This is a genomic window from Chamaesiphon sp. VAR_69_metabat_338, assembly GCF_031423935.1.
Classification (GTDB): domain Bacteria; phylum Cyanobacteriota; class Cyanobacteriia; order Cyanobacteriales; family Chamaesiphonaceae; genus Chamaesiphon.
On record NZ_JANPGM010000181.1, the window covers coordinates 1 to 1,663 of the forward strand.

Annotated in this window: 1 protein-coding gene; it reads left to right on the forward strand. The window is 52.3% G+C overall.

What is annotated here, in order from left to right; all coding sequences use genetic code 11:
- Positions 1–1,380 (forward strand): PAS domain-containing protein (locus tag RMO84_RS05365; RefSeq protein ID WP_310487444.1); only part of this gene is annotated, 1,380 nt, incomplete at its 5' end.
- Positions 1,381–1,663 lie beyond the last annotated feature (283 nt).

The following is a 1,663-nucleotide window of genomic DNA, read 5'->3' on the forward strand; positions in this document are numbered from 1 at the left end:
GTGCGGATCAACGAGCGGTTGGCGCAGATCAATGGTGCCTCGGTGGCGGCGCATATCGGGCATCCGCTGCGGGAACTGTTACCAGAATTAGCTGACGATGTAGAGCCAATCTATCGCCAAGTCATCGAGTCGGGCGAGCCAATTGTCGATCTAGAGGTGAGTGGCACCAATCCCGCTCAACCTGGCGTACTGCGATCGTGGATTTCCAGTTTTTATCCCCAAACCGATCTAGAAAATCGCACTATTGGCGTAAATACAGTAGTCCAAGAAATTACCGACCGCAAACGGATGGAGACATTGCGCATCGCCGCCGAGCAAGAGCGAGATCGCTTTTTCAATCTGTCGATCGATCTGCTGGCAATCGGTAATTTGGATGGTTATTTCATCAGGCTCAATCCCGCATGGGAGCAGGTATTGGGCTTTACGATCGCCGAATTAATGGCGCGACCGTTTATCGAGTTCGTACATCCTGACGATCGCCACGATTTAACGGTGATGATGACATCTGAGGCAAAAGCAGGTGTGAAGAGTAGCAACTTTGAAAATCGCTATCGGTGCAAAGATGGTTCCTATCGCTGGCTGTCGTGGAGTACAATGCCGTACCCAGAGCAAAACTTAATGTATGGCATCGCCCGCGATGTTACCGATCGCAGGCAAACCCAAGCCAACTTGGAAGAGCGCAACCGCGAGCTAGACTCATTTGTGTATGTGGTATCCCACGATCTCAAAGCACCCCTGCGCGCCGTTGCCAATCTCTCCAATTGGATTGAAGATGACTTGGAGGGACAACTTACCGCCAATACTCGATTCTCCAACGGAGACGCTTTGCGAACGCAAATGACCCTGTTGCGGAGCCGTGTAGATCGCATGGCAGCGACGATCGATGGATTGCTCAACTATGCCCGCGTCGGTCGCAGCGACGACCAGATCGAACCCGTCGCCGTGGCGCGATTGCTGGCGGAGGTCATCGATACACTGGCTCCACCGCCCACATTTACGATCGATCTCCCCACCGAGCTACCAACCCTCATCACCAAACGCATACCATTATTTCAGGTATTTGTCAATCTAATCGGCAACGGCATCGAACATCATCATTCCGAGGCAGGCACGATCCGGATGGCGATCGTCGAGCTTGGCGATTTCTATGAATTTGCGGTGTCTGATGATGGTTCAGGGATTGCCCCAGAACATCAAGAGCGGATGTTTCAAATCTTAAAAGCCGTAAATCAGCAACAACGCTCCGACAGTACGGGAATTGGGTTGGCGATCGTCAAAAAAATCATCGAAGCCGAAGGCGGTACAATTCGATTAGAGTCCGAGCTTGGTAAGGGGACGACATTCTATTTCACCTGGCCGAAATGCGCGATTGTCAAATAAACCACCCGCAGCCACCAAACCCACTCGATCGTCCCCTTCTAGATAAAAGCGAAAACCCTAGAAATCCCCCTGTCTTGTCGTTTTTTTATTCGGGGGGAACCCTAGACATAAAAACGCCGCTAAATCCCCCTTAAAAAGCGGATGCAACCACGCGGAGGTTCCCTCCGCATGTGTTGCACCAAGCAGGGGGACTAAGATCCGGATCTGAGCACGCTGCTTGGTGCGCTACACTGTCGGGGAACCCGAACAGTTCGCGCATCCGCTTTTTAAGGGGGTTTGGGGG